This window comes from Bacillus sp. GbtcB10, assembly GCF_019091365.1.
Lineage (GTDB): Bacteria > Bacillota > Bacilli > Bacillales > Bacillaceae > Bacillus > Bacillus altitudinis.
Genome location: NZ_JAGXJP010000002.1, coordinates 822,350 through 838,689, shown reverse-complemented (window position 1 = coordinate 838,689; position 16,340 = coordinate 822,350). Strand labels below are relative to the sequence as shown.

14 protein-coding genes are annotated in these 16,340 nt (G+C 42.5%); 9 read left to right on the top strand and 5 right to left on the bottom strand.

Annotated features, from left to right (window positions below; translation table 11 throughout):
- The first annotated feature begins 69 nt into the window (after nt 1-69).
- Nucleotides 70-1,170: a DNA alkylation repair protein gene (locus KVT11_RS09630; protein ID WP_411266121.1), complete on the top strand. Its 1,101-nt coding sequence runs from the start codon at nt 70-72 to the stop codon at nt 1,168-1,170.
- A 21-nt stretch (nt 1,171-1,191) separates the two neighbouring features.
- On the opposite strand, the gene KVT11_RS09625 is transcribed toward KVT11_RS09630, so the two are convergent.
- Nucleotides 1,192-2,529, bottom strand: a complete 1,338-nt coding sequence (locus KVT11_RS09625) for an amino acid permease (protein ID WP_116306522.1) — start codon at nt 2,527-2,529, stop codon at nt 1,192-1,194.
- A 318-nt stretch (nt 2,530-2,847) separates the two neighbouring features.
- On the opposite strand from KVT11_RS09625, the gene KVT11_RS09620 reads away from it, so the two are divergent.
- Nucleotides 2,848-4,362: a methyl-accepting chemotaxis protein gene (locus KVT11_RS09620; RefSeq protein ID WP_116306520.1), complete on the top strand. Its 1,515-nt coding sequence runs from the start codon at nt 2,848-2,850 to the stop codon at nt 4,360-4,362.
- A 36-nt stretch (nt 4,363-4,398) separates the two neighbouring features.
- On the opposite strand, the gene KVT11_RS09615 is transcribed toward KVT11_RS09620, so the two are convergent.
- Together KVT11_RS09615 and KVT11_RS09610 are read right to left on the bottom strand one after the other, a co-directional pair.
- Nucleotides 4,399-5,382 (bottom strand): Gfo/Idh/MocA family protein, encoded by a 984-nt coding sequence (locus tag KVT11_RS09615; protein ID WP_116306518.1) that lies wholly within the window; start codon nt 5,380-5,382, stop codon nt 4,399-4,401.
- Nucleotides 5,383-5,526: 144 nt separating this feature from the next.
- A complete protein-coding gene (locus tag KVT11_RS09610) occupies nt 5,527-5,886 on the bottom strand; it encodes a MerR family transcriptional regulator (protein WP_007498034.1) in 360 nt (119 codons plus the stop codon).
- A gap of 311 nt (nt 5,887-6,197) precedes the next feature.
- Here KVT11_RS09610 and yidA point away from each other — a divergent pair, with 311 nt between their 5' ends.
- A complete protein-coding gene (gene yidA, locus KVT11_RS09605; protein WP_008345739.1) occupies nt 6,198-7,010 on the top strand; it encodes a sugar-phosphatase in 813 nt (270 codons plus the stop codon).
- A 35-nt stretch (nt 7,011-7,045) separates the two neighbouring features.
- Here yidA and KVT11_RS09600 read toward each other — a convergent pair whose 3' ends face one another.
- Complete coding sequence (locus tag KVT11_RS09600) at nt 7,046-8,053, bottom strand: helix-turn-helix transcriptional regulator (RefSeq protein ID WP_008345737.1); 1,008 nt, start codon at nt 8,051-8,053, stop codon at nt 7,046-7,048.
- A 125-nt stretch (nt 8,054-8,178) separates the two neighbouring features.
- Between KVT11_RS09600 and KVT11_RS09595 the strand changes: the two genes are divergently transcribed.
- From KVT11_RS09595 to KVT11_RS09585, 3 genes are all read left to right on the top strand, one after another.
- Nucleotides 8,179-8,886, top strand: a complete 708-nt coding sequence (locus KVT11_RS09595; protein WP_116306516.1) for a class I SAM-dependent methyltransferase — start codon at nt 8,179-8,181, stop codon at nt 8,884-8,886.
- The gene (locus tag KVT11_RS09590) at nt 8,883-9,980 is read left to right on the top strand and encodes a saccharopine dehydrogenase family protein (protein WP_116306514.1); all 1,098 of its coding nucleotides are present in this window, start codon (nt 8,883-8,885) and stop codon (nt 9,978-9,980) included. The genes KVT11_RS09595 and KVT11_RS09590 overlap by 4 nt, the downstream gene beginning before the upstream one ends.
- 181 nt (nt 9,981-10,161) lie before the next feature.
- Nucleotides 10,162-11,433 (top strand): MFS transporter, encoded by a 1,272-nt coding sequence (locus tag KVT11_RS09585; RefSeq protein ID WP_116306512.1) that lies wholly within the window; start codon nt 10,162-10,164, stop codon nt 11,431-11,433.
- Between the two features lie 98 nt (nt 11,434-11,531).
- On the opposite strand, the gene KVT11_RS09580 is transcribed toward KVT11_RS09585, so the two are convergent.
- A complete protein-coding gene (locus tag KVT11_RS09580; protein WP_210552266.1) occupies nt 11,532-13,352 on the bottom strand; it encodes an acyltransferase family protein in 1,821 nt (606 codons plus the stop codon).
- 239 nt (nt 13,353-13,591) lie between these two features.
- Here KVT11_RS09580 and KVT11_RS09575 point away from each other — a divergent pair, with 239 nt between their 5' ends.
- From KVT11_RS09575 to deoC, 3 genes are all read left to right on the top strand, one after another.
- Complete coding sequence (locus KVT11_RS09575) at nt 13,592-14,467, top strand: aldose 1-epimerase family protein (RefSeq protein WP_168948360.1); 876 nt, start codon at nt 13,592-13,594, stop codon at nt 14,465-14,467.
- Between the two features lie 60 nt (nt 14,468-14,527).
- Nucleotides 14,528-15,472: a DNA-binding transcriptional repressor DeoR gene (locus tag KVT11_RS09570; protein ID WP_007498020.1), complete on the top strand. Its 945-nt coding sequence runs from the start codon at nt 14,528-14,530 to the stop codon at nt 15,470-15,472.
- 84 nt (nt 15,473-15,556) lie between these two features.
- Nucleotides 15,557-16,228, top strand: coding sequence for a deoxyribose-phosphate aldolase (gene deoC, locus KVT11_RS09565; RefSeq protein WP_007498018.1), 672 nt, complete (start codon nt 15,557-15,559; stop codon nt 16,226-16,228).
- Nucleotides 16,229-16,340 lie beyond the last annotated feature (112 nt).

Below are 16,340 nucleotides of genomic sequence, written 5' to 3'. Positions count from 1 at the left end.
GCTTGTTGTTATGCCGCTTTTGACAATTTAGGATAAAATAATGATATTGAGCTATGGGAGGCGGACACGATCGAACCTTTAAAACATGTATATAATGAACCATTTATTCAACATTTAGCAGAAAAACTTGCGCAAGGGTCAACTGTATTTGATGATGATCACTTTCAGCAGCTCGTGTTTCAAGAGGATTGGGAGCAGCTGGAGTTGAAAGGACGAATGAGAAGAGTAACTGAATCGATGCACGCCTGTCTGCCTATGGATTATGAGAAGGCAATCGATGTACTGCGTCAGACAGCACCGCATTTTACAGGGCTCAGTGCGCTCGTATTTCCAGACTACGTAGAGACATATGGTGTTGACCATTGGGATATCTCGATCAAAGCACTTGAATTCTTTACACCGTTTTCCACTGCTGAATTTGCCGTTCGACCTTTTCTCATACAAGATCAAGAGAAAATGCTGGCGCAGATGCTTGTGTGGTCACAGGATCAAAATGAACATATTCGCCGTCTCGCTAGTGAAGGGTGCAGGCCTCGTTTGCCGTGGGGATTATCCGTCCCTGCGCTGAAAAAGGACCCTTCTGTCACGCTGCCCATTTTAGAAAATTTGAAGTCTGATTCGGCCAAGTATGTGCAAAAAAGTGTAGCGAATCATTTAAATGATATTTCTGCAATTCAGCCAGACCTCATGAAGCAAATGGTCAAAAGCTGGTATGGAACCAACGAACATACGAACTGGATTGTCAAACATGCATCCCGTACGTTATTGAAAAAAGGCGATCCAGATATCATGGCTTTATTTGGCTATGGAGATGATCCGTCTATCCAAGTAACGGATTTGAAGGTGACGCAAGACCCCGTTCGTATTGGAGAGAAACTGACCTTTCATTTTATTCTTCAGGCAGATAAGCCATTAAAGCTGCGCGTAGAGTATGCCGTTGATTACGTGAAAGCTCGTGGTACACGCAATCAAAAGGTATTTAAAATCACAGAATTTGAAACAGGATCGGCGCTGCATAGAGAATTTGTCCGGTCACAGTCGTTTCAAAATATGACAACGAGAAAGCATTATGAGGGCATTCATACATTAACCATCATCATCAACGGCATCCCAAAAGCGTCTGTTGATTTCGAAGTCGCAGCAGCAGCTCATGAAAAAACCCGCCATTGAGGCGGGTTTTTGCTTGCGTTTCTAAGCTTTCTTTTTCATTAAAAATGAAGCAATGATGGCGGCTGCTAAGAAACCGATGCTGATAATCGAGCTAGGTAAGTTCTCTGGTCTGAATAGGAACAGAACAAAACTGACACTGAGTACAAGACCAGCAAATAAAGTGAAATACGGAAATAACCAAACTTTGAAATACGGCTCCTGTGGATATCTTGGACGCAGTTTCAAATGTGCCAGACAGATGCTGATCCAAATAAGAGAAACCGCAAAACCAGGAATAGCCAGCATATAGCTGAAAATTTGATCTGGGTACAAGTAAGCAAAGAATGTTCCGATTAAAAGAAACAGAACGGTCACCCATAAACTTAAAATAGGTACACCTCTTTTGTTGACCTGTGCCAGCTTTTTTGGACCGCCGTCTGATTTAGATAGAGAATGAATCATTCTCGTCGTACCGTAAATACCAGAGTTGGCGGCAGATAGAACAGCTGTAATTAAGACGAAATTAATGAAGTGAGAGGCACCCTGCATGCCAGCTGCTGAAAAGACTTGGACAAAAGGACTGTTATTCGGATCAATTTGATTCCAAGGAATGAGTCCACAAATAATCAAAATCGGCAGTGTGTAAAACAAGATGATGCGCCACATCATACTTTTGACAACACCAGGTAACACCTTTTCTGCATCCTTTGTTTCTGTAATGGTCAGCCCGATCAATTCAGAGCCTCCATACGAGAAGATCACCACTAATAATGAGGCAAAGACAGCACCCCATCCGTTCGGGACAAAGTTTTGGTAATTGGTGAGAACAGGCGTGCTTTGGTCGCTCGGAATGATTCCAAATAGTAATGCAGCACCGAGAATAATAAACACAATAATAACGAAAATCTTCATTCCAGCGAACCAAAACTCAATTTCACCAAAGTATTTTACATTATTTAAATTAATTCCGATGACTAAGAGTGAGCAAAGTAAACATAAAGACCATAAAGGTACGTTTGGCATCCAATATTGAAGTAAACTCCCCGCTGCAATGATTTCAATGACACATACAGTGAGCCACATAAAACAGTAAACCCATCCGACAACAAATGAAAAACGTTGACCAAGCGCAATCTGTATGAGGTCGCGAAGGTTATTCCCCGGGTAGACGATGGCCATTTCAGCTAAAGCCGCCATGACAATGAGAAGAAGCAATCCAGCAAATACATAGGAAAAGATGACTCCAGGACCTGCTAAGCCGATTGTATCGGCACTTCCTTTAAAGATTCCTGTACCAATGACCCCGCCCATCGCAATCATGCGAATATGACGCGGCGATAAAAGCTTTTTTAATTCGTGTTGTTCCTGATTCGCGCTCATGACGTTCTCCTTTTTTAAAATGCTTATGTTCCATTTTCTTTTTTCGAGCGGTCAGTGTCAATATAAAAAAAGAGATTTTTCAGACAAAATAGGCGGTTGATTCTATCAAATGAGCCGTTTTCTTCCATAAATCCTTTCCATGACCCATCCCCAAAATCTGAAACTTCGTGAAAAAATGAACTTTTGCCTTCATTCTGACATAAACAATTTTCAGTTTTTGTCGATATATCTTTTGTATTACTAAAGTCCTAATAAAGAATTATTTATAACTGTAAAATATTTCAAAAAAGTATGGAAGAATGAAAGGAGTTATTGAAGATGTTTATGAGAAAAGCAAGTGATTCATCGTCGGGGGCCCTTCTTAGTGAAAGCAGTCAATTAGTTGAACGAATTGAGAAGGGAGATTTTTCAGCCAGAATTGATACTGCTGCATTCTCTTCTAGTCAAACAATAGAAGCTGTGGCTCAAATAAATGAAGCGTTACAAAAGATGCAAGAAGCGCAAGAAGATATTCATATGCGTATGAATTTAGTGACAAAAGCGATTCAAGTGGGTCTATGGGATATGACGGTTGTAGCAGGAGATCCTGTGAATCCAAAAAACGAATTCACATGGACAGATGATTTCCGCAAAATGCTAGGTTTTCAAAATGAAAACGATTTTCCTAATGTCTTAGACAGCTGGGCATCTCGAATTCATCCAGATGAGCAGGAATACACTTTGAATGCATTCTCTACGCATTTATTGGATCATTCTGGCCGTACACCGTATGATATCGAGTATCGTCTGAAGTTGAAAAATGGCGAGTATCGCTGGTTCAAAGCAACTGGAACGACGATTCGAGATCGAAATGGGGTACCTCTTCGTGTGGCAGGGGCTCTTTTTGATATTCATGATCAGAAATTGAAAGAAGAAGAGCTGCAAGCATTCGTGACAAGGTATGACTTGATCAACCGTGCGCTTGTGGAAGCGCCTTGGGATATGGTTGTAGAGGCTGGCGATCCTGTCAATCCAAACAATGAATTCTGGTGGTCTCCGCAGTTTAGAAAAACGCTTGGTTTTACAGATGAAAAGGATTTCCCGAACGTGTTGAGCAGCTGGAGTGATCGTTTGCATCCTGAAGATAAAGAATCGGCTCTCCAGGCCTTTGCGGATCACTTAAATGACCATTCTGGCCGCACACCATTTGACATTGATTATAGATTGCAGAGTAAAAATGGCGAGTACCGCTGGTATCATGCGGGCGGTGAGACCATTCGTGATGAGAAGGGTGTCCCTTTACGTGTCGCAGGAACGATTCGTGATATTACGTTAGAAAAAAATAAAGAAAAAACAGCGAATGAAATGGCTTCTCAAGTAGAGCAGCTTTCAAGTTCTATTAGTGAAATGGTATCTGGCATCAGCTCTGTGACAAACCAAGCACAGGAGCTTGCTGTCGCTCAAGAGCAGTCAACGTCTGCTGCTAATCTGGCGAAAAACAGTGCAGATGAGACGAAGAACATTTCAGACTTGATCAAAGAAGTGGCAAACCAAACGAATCTGCTTGGTTTGAATGCCGCAATTGAAGCGGCAAGAGCAGGCGAGCAGGGACGCGGTTTCTCAGTTGTTGCCGATGAAGTGCGTAAGCTAGCGCTTCATAGTGCCAATGCGACAGAAAATATCGAATCTAGTTTAACTGAAATGAAAACACAAATCGATCAAATTCTTGAAAATATCTCCAATATGACAGCTCTTACGCAAACACAGGCTGCTTTAACAGAGCAAGTGAACGCTTCAGTTGATGAAGTGAATCATATGTCTCAGCGTCTGGTGGCATATTCAAAGAGTATCTAATGTCAAAAAACCGCCTTCAGAAGGCGGTTTTTTTATTTAAGCATGATCCGCTGGGAAAACAATACCGGCGTCTTTCCTAGCGGCTTCAAGAACCTTCATGACAGAAAGACTGTCATCAAGCCATTCATAACACTTTTCGACATTTCCGGTTTCAATGATATGCTGAAATGCTTCTGCTTCATAAAACAGGCGGTTTGAATTGGTTTGTGCATTGAGTGAAGTGACTTGGTCTCCTATATGCAGCAACACTTCCTCACAGCCATTCGCACCATTTTTCACATGTAGGAACCCTTTTTCCCCTTGAATCAAAGCGAAATTCATACTGCTTGTATCTTTGCTGCCAACACTTGTGGCGATGAAATCATTGTAAGTAAAAGTTAAAACACCAGATGTGTCGATGCCGTTTGGATGGCGGTTGGCCTGGTAACGAACGTCTTTCGGTGAACCAAATAGATTCATAATGAAATGAACATTGTAAATGTTAATATCCATTAGGGCACCGCCAGAAAACTCTGGGTTAAAGACATTCGGCGTTTCCCCGGCGAGCAGCTGATTATATTTACTTGAATATTGACTATAGTTACATTGAACGAGTTTGATTCTGCCTAATTGATGAAGGTGTTTTTTGATTAAATGATAGTTGGGCATATGAACGGTCGTAATGGCTTCAAATAGGAAGAGCTGCTTTTCCTTTGCGAGAGCGATTAAGGCTTCTAGCTCTTTCACATTAGAGGTAAAAGGCTTTTCGCAAATCACATGTTTTCCGTGTTTCAATGCAGCCGTGGCATGCTCGCTATGTAAACGATTGGGTGATGCGATATATACCGCTTCTATCTGGGGATCTTCTAACATAGCGGTTAAATCCGTATAAGTCGTTTGCACCCCAAATTGATCTGCGAGTTTCTTTGCCGTAGCGTCCTTTCTTGAATAGACAGCGTGGCAAGAAGCACCTTCAAGCTGTTCAATTGCCTGGAGGAAACCTTCCACAATCACACCTGTTCCAATGGTTGCTATTCTCATTCTATTCATAACCCCTTCCATACGATTGATGTCACGTCAAGCTGTCTCTAGTATACCTGATGTTTTCATCCAACGTGTACTTAACAGCTAGGCGCAGAGGGGTGCCAGTAAAAAATACCGGCACATCTTTGGCAGCCTCTACAATTAACTAATGTTAGCTAATGTTTGTTTCGTTAACAGTTGAATGGCCGCCTTCCTCTTTTTTAACTCTTGAATGGATTTTTGAATATCTTCTACTTTTTGTTCGAGCAGCTGTTCCGCTTCTGTTTTCGACTGTTTCTCGAATAGTGACGTGATAATTTCTCGAATTTCTTTGAGTGAGAAATCTAGCTTTCTTGCTTCAGTGATAAAGGATAGCATGAGTACATATTTTTTATCATATAAACGATAGCCGTTATGTGCTCTCTTAGGCTCGGGGAGCACACCCTCATTTTCATAAAAACGAATGGTTTCAATATGTACACCAGACATTTTTGACAATTTTCCTCTCGTAAATGTAATCATTCCCTGCACCTCCTTTCTTTGCTATCCATCATACAATTAGATTTGCTAGTTTCAAAATATTCTCCGATGAACATTTGTTCCTTTTCATACTGTTAAAATGACAGGTCTGTCCTATTCACAGCGGATTTCATAGAATAGGTTATAATAGATGAGGATGAAGTGATTTTTTGTTACAGATATGAACAAGTAGACAGTGTGAGAAAAAAACGATAGGCTAAAATAGGTACATAGTATGATGAACAGCATGTGATCATGTAGATGATCACTCAAAATAGTGACAGCATGTTTTGCTGAGAAAAGGGGAGCAGTGAATGTATAAATTAGTCGCAATTGATATGGATGGTACGTTATTAAATGATCAGCATATGGTGCCGGATGAGGTGTTTGAAGCCATTCAACAGGCGAAGGCAGAAGGCGTTAAAATTGTTTTATGTACAGGCCGGCCGATTGGCGGGGTGCATCGCTATTTAAAAGAGCTGCAGCTTGATCAAGAGGGGGATTATGTCATCGCCTATAATGGAGCGCTTGTACAAAACAGCCATACAAATGAAGTCGTATCAGAATTAACTTTATCCTATGATGATTTGACTTCTTTATATGAACTGAGCCGTCAGCTGGATACACCTATGCATTATTTCGATTCAGCTCATCTATACACACCAAATCGGGATATTAGTGAATACACGGTACTTGAATCGTACTTAACGAAATTGCCGCTTAAGTATTTACCTGTCGAAGAGGCAGACCCATCCATGAGACTTCCGAAGATGATGTATATTGATCAGCCAGAACGTTTGGAAAAGACGATACAAGCCATTCCATCTGAAGTGAAGGATCAGTACATGATGGTAAAAAGCACAGATTTCTTCCTAGAAATTCTTCATCCTGATGTGAGCAAAGGGAATGCTGTGAAGCTTCTAGCGCATGAACTGGGGATTTCTCGTGAAGAAGTGATGGCGATTGGTGACAATGGGAACGACGTGTCGATGCTAGAATTTGCGGGCTGTGGCGTTGCGATGGGAAATGCCATTGAAGATGTCAAAGCAGTTGCGGATGTTGTGACAAAATCCAATAACGAAGCAGGAGTCGCACATGTTCTGCATGAGCGAGTCATCGGAAAATAAAGAAAGAGCGGTCTACCAATGAGGTAGCCGCTTTTTTATATGTGTGAGAAAAAGTAAACAAGCATACGTCTGCTGTTCAAATTTGTTTTTTCGAGCATTGCCTTTACATGATCATGCACCGTATGAGGCGAGATAAATAACGTACTGGCAATTTCCTTTGTGGATTGTCCTTTGATTAAGCAGTCAAGGACGTTCATTTCTCTTTCTGTCAGCCGATATGTTTTCGCTATATAAGGAAGAATGTCACTTGTTTGAGCTCGTTTAATATGAATCATGACAGCCTCTTCCTGCCCGGCTGCCTGTGCTAAACGAAATGCTTGAAGAGAGAGAAAACGCCCTGTCGGCATTCTAGTGATGCTGACCGCTGTTTGGTCACCGCCTCCATATAAAAGCTTAGCACCTAATGCTCTAAACGGACGGGGCATGATGGCACCGTCATGAATTTGCTCAAAGGTTTGGAAGGTGTGGAGCCAATGAAGTCCGGTTTCATTTCCATAAAGAAGATGGTAATCGTGTGAAAGAATGAGGAAGCCTTGGTGTTCCGCCGTTTCATCTTCTTCCGTTTCTCTTCTTTTAAAAAGTTCATCTCTCAGCTTGGCAGCGAGTGCTGGTGTTTGGCGGCTAATCGCTTGTATATCTTGTTCATGAAAAGGTTCCTTCTCCTTTTTCCGATAAAGGCTGGCAATTCCCCAGCATTCACCTTGAATCACAAGGGCTGCCCGCAATTCATCTGCCCATCCGTTAGGTAACAAAATGTGCTGGTATCGACCACTATTGGTGTATTCTCCGCTTTGGACGAGACTGGCAGCGTGGACAGGACCTTTCGCTAGATCTTCATGCTGGTGCACATCTTTTTTTAAATATTCATTTTGAAACAGCTCGTTATGTATGGCTTCAATCGGCTCATCTGTAAAAGAACCCGTCGAGAGGAGAGTAGCTGGATCAATGGTTGTGATACAGGCAGCATCAAAATCACAGATAGCAGCAAGTTCATCTCGAATGTTTTTTCTCAGCTGCTGAAAATGAGCGGCTGGATTGTTCATTTGATCTCCTCCTCAATATCCCCACTTTTAGGGATCGTTTTTTTTCATCTATCTTCTTACAATGAAGATAACATACCGTTAGTGTAAAGGAAACGAAGCAAAGCGGAAACTGGAGGAGAAGACATATGAGTGTAAATCAACATTGGCATGATCCTGTTGCTGAATCCTATGCGGCGACAATTGCACATAAAGTACCGGGCTATCATCTTTTGCATGAGCTGACAGTGGATAGAGTAGAAATCGAATTAATGGGATCGGCTTCTCGCATGTTAACAGTCGGAGCAGGTGGGGGCGAAGAGATCATCAACATGCTTCAAAGAAATAAAGACTGGCATATCACAGGGGTTGATCCATCTCCAACCATGCTTGATATGGCCAAGCGCAGAGTGGCACAGCTTCATATGCAAGATCGCGTCACATGGTATGAAATGGCCTTAGACAAAGTGCCGGTTGAAAAGTTGTACGATGCAGCAGTAAGTTTGCTTGTCATTCATTTTGTAAAAGATCAGCTGACCTTTTTACAGGAGATCGCCCGCCGGCTTCAACCAGGGGCGCCTCTCGTGTTGGCGTTTATTCAAGGAGACCCGGAAACGCCGACATTTCAGCAGGAGCTTCATATGCTTTCTCGATTCATGAAGCGTCAAGGCTTGGGAAAGGAAGTGTTTACGTCCTTCCGAGAAAGGCTGGGTGTCACAACATATCCCGTGTCTGAAGAAAAGATGACAGCACAATTAACCGAAGCGGGATTTCAAGACATCAGACCTTATTTTCAAGCTGGCATGATCAAAGGGATTGTTTGTAAAAGAGGCAATAGAAAGGCGGTTGGAAAATGAGGTCAAAAGTGATGGTGATAGGTGGTTATGGACATGTGGGGCAGCAAATATGTCTTCAATTAAGTGACGTGTATCCTGGGCAAGTCTTTGCGGCTGGCCGAAGTTATGAGAAGGCTGAACAATTTGCACGCCAAACGAATGGGCGTGTACATCCATTTCAGATAGACGTCAGACAACCAATGGATACGGACTGGATGGATGAAACGAAACTCGTGATCATGTGTCTGGATCAAGATGACACGTCATTTGCTGAAACATGCTTACGATCAGGTATTGATTATCTCGATATTTCAGCAAAAGGAGCCTATATTGAGAAGCTAGCAAAGGTCCATCAACAGCAATTGAACGCAACGGCTGTGCTGAGCGTAGGTCTTGCACCTGGTCTCACCAATTTGCTTGCAGCGAAGGCGGCATCTATTCTGACCTCTGTGGAGCAAATTGATATTAGTATCATGCTTGGGCTAGGTGACCAGCATGGAAAAGCAGCTATTGAATGGACGCTTGATCATGTGCATACGGATTATGAGCTGACGAAGAATCATCAGCGAAAGAAAGTCAAAAGTTTTACTGGAGGGAAACGCATTGATTTTGGCAAAACGCTTGGAAAGCGGCAAGCCTATCAGTTCCCTTTCTCTGACCAGCAAACATTGCCTTCGACGCTCCATGTGCCTTCTGTGACAACAAGGCTCTGTTTTGATTCTGGTGTAGCGACACGTGCATTTGCTCTCACAAGGAAACTCGGAATGACGTCCCTTCTCACGATGCCGAAAATCAAGGAACGAGCCATTTCACTGATTCAATCTGCTCAAATGGGTACAGATCAATATGCAGTGAAAGTGGAAGCGGTAGGATTGAAGGGTAACGAAATTCATCAAGCAGCGCTTGGAATAAAAGGTCGCGATGAGTCTCAAGCAACGGCTCAAGTCGCCAGTGCTGTGGCACTGCATGTATTGAGCAAGCAGTTTCAGGCAGGTGTCTTTCATATCGAAGAATTATTTTCATTAGCGTATGAGAATGGTGATTTTGCGTTGGTGGATCAAAAAACGAAGGAAAAGCACGCATTAGCATTGAGTGCCAGTCTTTTAACGGCATAAAAGAAAACGACAAAAGATACGCATCAGCTCAAAAGTACAGGTCAGTCATGTGGCGCTTTATTCATGATCCGAAAACAACCGCTTGCTCTCCATGTAAATGGCCGAGAGGCAATCAAGGATGGTAGTCGGAACTGATATAATGGTTACATTGGGCAAATAAACCTCAAGTGGGTGTTTACAAGTGTTAGATACAGAACAAGATGTAGTGAAGAATTATATAGATTCACCCCAAAAATTGAAAAATTTATATAAACGAGTATTGTTCGTTGTCAGTCTATCGCAAATATTTGGAGGAGCTGGAATAGCTGCAGGAATTACAGTAGGTGCCATTTTAGCGCAACAAATGCTTGGAACTGAAGCCTATGCAGGAGTCCCAATCGCCTTATTTACTTTGGGGTCAGCTGGGTCAGCTTTCATTGTAGGAAAGCTTTCGCAACGTTATGGACGACGCATCGGTTTATCGACAGGTTTTGTTGCTGGAGGGCTCGGAGCAATTGGCGTTGTGCTGGCAGCTATGATGAATAGTGTCATTTTATTATTTGCATCGCTCTTCATTTACGGAGCAGGAACATCCACGAACTTACAAGCGCGTTATGCGGGGACGGACTTAGCGAATTCTAAACAGCGTGCAACTGCCATTAGTACAACAATGGTTATGACAACATTTGGAGCAGTAGCAGGTCCGAATTTAGTTGAAGTGATGGGTAAATTTGCAGTGTCCATTGGTGTTCCAGCACTTGCTGGTCCTTTTATTTTATCAGCAGCAGCATTTATTGTAGCTGGTCTTGTTCTTTTTATTCTGCTGCGTCCTGATCCATTAGACATTGCCCGAAGAATAGCAACTTACAAAGCAGAACATGGGCATGGAAATAAACGAGATGCTGCTGATAAAAAAATAGATAAAAAAGGGCTTACAGTAGGGGCCACAGTGATGATCTTAACTCAAATTGTCATGGTGGCACTCATGACCATGACACCGGTGCATATGCAGCATCATGGTCATGGATTAGCCGAAGTGGGCATTGTGATTGGTTTTCATATAGGGGCCATGTATCTTCCTTCACCTATCACGGGTGTACTTGTAGATAAACTAGGACGAACAGCTATGAGCATAGCGTCGGGCATCACACTGTTACTTGCTGGTTTATTAGCAGCATTCGCACCAAGTGATTCAATGATTCTATTAATCATTGCTTTATCTTTACTTGGATTGGGATGGAACTTTGGTTTAATTAGTGGTACTGCTCAAATAGTGGATGCTACAGAACCATCAACCCGGGCAAAAACCCAAGGAACACTCGATGTTTTTGTTGCGTTAGCAGGTGCTTCTGGCGGTGCCCTTTCAGGAATGGTCGTGGCGAATACGAGTTATGCTACATTATCTTTAAGCGGAGGAATTTTATCGTTAATTCTCATCCCTGTCATCGTTTGGTCTTTTAAAAGTAAAACATAATGCAGCTCCGTGCTCATCCATCACAAAAAAGACATGCCTCCAATCATAGGAAAGCATGTCTTTTTTGAATCTCTCTTCACAGGATGCTAGTCTTCTTATTATGACGAGGACACATCTCCTTTTTTCTTGATACTAGCTTTAATGAGCTCAGTCAATGTGTCAGAGCCTTTTGTGGAAAGATGAACACCATCTGGCTGAAAATAGGACGGCTGTCCGGTAGCGGCTGAATGCCAATCGACTAAGCTCACATTGTGATGTTGATTGGCCACACGCTCAATGACTGCATTCACATCATTTTCCCAAGATCTTGGAACACGAGTGTTCACAAGAAAAATATGTGCCTTCGAGAAATGTTGAATGAATGAGGTCAAAGTCCCCTCTGTAAAATAACCATTTGTGCCAAGCTCAATAATAACAGCGGCATTAGATTGATTAAATGAAGCATACTGAGGAGCGATGTTGACGGCTTCGTTCATTTGTCTGCCAACCTTTGCATCGATGGTGATTTGTGCATATGCTTTTTCAAGATTCGGCGCTATGTCTAGCATGACGGAATCACCAATAGCAAGAATTTGGCGAAACTGCTTCTGATCCGCTGCTTTTTTCTCATGTTTGTCTTTTTTTTTCTTCACTTTTGATTCTGTCTGACCGCCTGCCTTTTGGGGCGCTGTCTTAATTTGTGTGACTTCTTGCGCATGCGGGGATGTATGAGACGAGCTAGACATGCCAATGGTAAATAAAATCAAAAGGACTGCGGCAATCCCAAGAAACACTTTATTGGACATAGACCATTGCTTGATTCCTGTTTTCCAAATCGACCAAGAGGCAAAATAGTGTCTAAACCCGAGTTTACGAATCGGCTGTTCGATCAAACGATAGGAAGCCTCTGATATGAGTAGAATTGCGATGAGCTGCAATGTGACACGTCCCATGGAAGGCTGTCCAATCTCAATGACCGGTGTGGTCAGCACGATAATTGGATAATGCCATAAGTAGATGCCATAAGACCGCTTTCCGAGCCAAACGAGTGGTTGAAATGACAGCCATTTCCCAATAAGACTGGCAGGATGGCAGACACACGCAATTAAGATCGCTGCATTCAAACAGAATAAAAGCATACCGCCTTGGTAGAGAAAGCCGTCAAATTCGTCGACTGCATAAACACATAAGAGGAAAATGACCATCGAACCGAATCCGGCTATTTGTAACATACGTCTGCCGATAGGAAGTAATTTTCTGCTGGAAAGTCTGTGCATGGGCCAGACAAATGCAAGACTGCACCCGATGAGGAGTGCAAACGCACGTGTGTCTGTTCCATAATAGATCCTGCTCGGGTCAGTATCCGGTGAATAGAGAATGGCCATCCATAAAGCAGATACAAGTGCCAGACCAAAGGTGATCATAGGAAGATGGGATCTATTTTTCACCCATTTCAGTCCAGCAATCAACAGTACCGGCCAAATGAGATAAAATTGCTCTTCAATCGCCAAAGACCATAAATTTTTTAGTGGAGATACAGCATTGAAGCTGTCAAAGTAAGAGAGCTGATGAAAAATATACCACCAGTTACTCACATAAAAAAAGGACGATAAGGCATCGCCACGAATGGACATTAATGCATTTGAAGCAGCAATGGCGCACCAGCTGACGATTAAAAAAATCATGACGTAGGCAGCTGGAAGCAGCCTTCTGATGCGGCCCATCCAAAAAGGCAGAAGCTCTTGATAGCCCAAATCTTGCTTATGCAGCAAGATGGTTGTAATCAAGTAACCAGAAATCACAAAAAACAAATCAACGCCAAGAAACCCGCCGCTTGCGGGTTCAATATGTAAGTGATAAGCAATGACCGCCAATACGGCAACAGCTCTCAGCCCATCTAATCCTAATATGTAACGTAAACGGTTTTCCTTGCTGTTCATGAAAAAGAATCCCCCATCAATGTCAAACGCGTCTTTTTTGTTGTCACTCCAAAAGAACAACGATTCTTTTATTTTATATAAGATTAGACGAATCAGCATTACATTTTGTTGGCGAATTTCTGTCTTTTTTAAAATTTTTTTATATGAAGAATTATTCTAAGGCTTGAGGGATTCTTATTTTTATACTCAAACCGAAAATCCCTGTCATAATAAAAAAAGAAGGAAAGGGGATGTGTTGAATGAAAACGATTGAAAATGATCTGTTATTGGTTCAAATCAATGAGAGAGGTGCCGAGGTGAGAGAGGTGCTTCATAAAGAAAGTGGACGTCAATATATGTGGTCTGGTGACCCTGCTTATTGGGGCAGGGTGTCGCCCGTCTTATTTCCGATTGTCGGACGGTTGAAGGATGATCAATACAAGATAGACGATCAAACGTATCAACTCTCGCAGCATGGATTTTTGCGTGATGTTGATTTTGAACTATTTGAAGAAGCAAAAGATCAGGTGGTTTTTCAATATCAATCAAATGGCCGTCACACGTCACAATATCCGTATGAATTTACAGCGCGCATCAGTTATGCACTGTCGGAAAATGGACTAACGATTTCCTGGGAAATTGTTCATGAAGGAGATGGCACGATGTATTTCTCGATTGGTGGACATCCGGCATTTCATGTCCCGCTTGTTGAAGGCGAGCAGACAGCTGATTATTCACTCACATTGATACCTTCCACCGAACATGATCCAGTTCAATATGAACTTCATGATTCACTTGTGAGAGAGAAGGAGAAAGGTGTTGAGTTTGAGCCGATTCAACTTCGCCCAGAACTTTTTCAGAACGATGCAATGATCTTTAGTCATATTGATCAAGTATCATTGACTTCTCAAGCAGGTCACGGCGTTGAGGTCGATCTCAGTGGTTTTCCGTTCGTTGGTATTTGGTCTCCATATGATCAAGAAAAGGGAACAATGGCTCCTTTTGTTTGTATTGAGCCTTGGTATGGGATCGCTGATATGGAAGGGACAAACGGGCAGTATAAGGAGAAATTCGGCATTCAAACCTTAGAGAAGCAAGAGACCTTTCACGCAGCCTACACCATTTTCTTTAAATGAACATTTGTGCATGGTGAAGTGAACAATTTGTTATGATAGAGGAAAAAAGGAGGCGTACGAATGGATCGGGAGAAACAGCAATTAAGTATTGAAGCAGCAAGGCTCTATTACTTATCTGATTACAGTCAGCAGGAAATCGCCAAGCAGCTTGACCTGTCGAGGCCAACGGTGTCTCGTCTGCTTCAGTATGCGAAGGAAAAAGGGTACGTCCAAATTACAGTGATGGACCCATTTGAGGATTTAAATGAGCTGTCCTTATTGCTGAAAGAAAAATATGATCTGCTCGAGGCTCATGTGGTATTTTCACCAAAGGACGATTATCCAACGATTACGGATTACTTGAGCCGGTTTGGTGCAGATTATCTTCAAAATACGGTGAAAGACGGCGATATCGTTGGAGTGAGCTGGGGCACCACGATGTATCAAATTGCTCAAAAGATGCAACCTAAACAGGTAAAAGGGGTAGAAGTGGTTCAGCTGAAAGGTGGAATCAGCCATTCACATGTGAATACATATTCTGCAGAAACGATTCAGCTGTTTGCATCAGCTTTTCAAACGGCACCACGCTATTTGCCACTGCCTGTTGTGTTCGATAGTGCCGCCGTTAAAGAGATGGTCGAACAGGACAGACATATTCAGCGCATTATTGAAATGGGCAAACAGGCAAATATCGCTGTGTTTACTGTTGGGACGGTAAGAGATGAGGCGCTTTTGTTTAGGCTTGGTTATTTCCGTGAAGAAGAAAAGGCGCTGCTCAAGACATCCAGTGTTGGAGATATCTGTTCGCGTTTTTATGATCAAGAAGGACGCATTTGCAGTGAAGCGATTAACAATCGCACAATCGGTGTGGAGCTGGATGATTTGAGAACGAAAGAGCGCTCCATTCTTGTGGCTGGTGGACATCGAAAGGTTGCCTCTATCCATGGGGCGCTGAGAGGAAAATATGCGAACGTATTGATGATCGATCAGCACACAGCAAGAGCTCTTTTAAATGTCACAAAATAGATGAACAAAATTTCATAACTATATTTACAATTGTTCAATAGTCATTTAAGATGAAAGTATCATATTTAAAAGGAAGTGTGAATCATGACAATAGCAAAGCTCATTGATCATACAGCACTAAAACCAGATACATCTAAAGCTGCGATCATGCAGTTACTAGAAGAAGCAAAGACATACCAATTTGCTTCCGTTTGTGTGAACCCAACTTGGGTATCTCTTGCGGCGAAAGAACTAGAAGGGACAGGCGTTGATGTATGTACAGTCATCGGTTTCCCGTTAGGTGCAAACACCACAGCAGTGAAAGCATTTGAAACAAAGGATGCCATTGAAAACGGTGCAACTGAAGTGGACATGGTCATCAATATTGCGGCATTGAAAGATGGCGAATATGATGCAGTTGAACAAGATATTCGTGCCGTTGTAGACGCAGCAAAAGGCAAAGCCTTAGTGAAAGTCATCATTGAAACTTGTTTACTCACAGATGAAGAGAAAGTACGAGCTTGTGAACTTTCTGTAAAAGCTGGCGCTGATTTCGTCAAAACATCGACTGGATTTAGTACAGGCGGTGCAACAGCTGAGGACATCGCATTAATGCGTAAAACAGTTGGACCTGACATCGGTGTCAAAGCATCAGGCGGCGTGAGAACAAAAGAAGACGTAGAAGCGATGACAGCTGCAGGCGCAACCCGTATTGGTGCCAGTGCAGGCGTTTCCATTATTAAAGGGGATCAATCAGCTCCTTCTAAAGACTATTAATTCATACGATCCTATGGTAGGATAACATTCATGACTCATTAGATGATGAAAAAGTCATATGCGGAAGGATCTCATTTCTGGGATTTTCTTCCGCAATTTGTTTGCGAAATAG